Annotated in this window: 1 pseudogene; it reads right to left on the reverse strand. The window is 61.4% G+C overall.

Annotated elements, in window-relative coordinates:
- A pseudogene (locus AC0L17_RS34480) lies at nt 1–497 on the reverse strand (OmpA family protein); the annotation flags it as partial.
- Between the last annotated feature and the right edge of the window lie 31 nt (nt 498–528).

Below are 528 nucleotides of genomic sequence, written 5' to 3' on the forward strand. Positions count from 1 at the left end.
GGATCGATCTGCGTTCCGGACAACAAAGACTGCGGGTCGGCGGCAAGCGGGTCTCTCAGGCCGGCAATATAGAATTGACCATCGCGCACCTTTTGTTCGGCAACGATGATGCCCGGCTGGGTTCCCAGTCGCGACACATAGGCCTGCCAGTGCTCCGCCGCGCGTGCTTCGGGGCTCACATCACGAACCTTGGAGATGTCGAATACCGGTCCGCCTGCCGAAAGCTGTCGGGCCGCTGCGCGTGCCCGATCTATCCAGGTGTCGGGAGCCTCACCCTCGGCAACGATGCGATCCTCGACGATCGAAAGCCGAACCGATTTCGGCGGGGTCAGCGACGCCGTTAGCCGCTTCAGCACGAACTCCGGATCAAGGCTCTGATAGAATTGCCACTGCGAACGAACGCGGGCAGGATCGATCTGCGTTCCGGACAACAAAGACTGCGGGTCGGCGGCAAGCGGGTCTCTCAGGCCGGCAATATAGAATTGGCCATCGCGCATCTTTTGTTCGGCAACGATGATGCCCGGCTGG

This window comes from Mesorhizobium sp. WSM4829 (assembly GCF_055811475.1).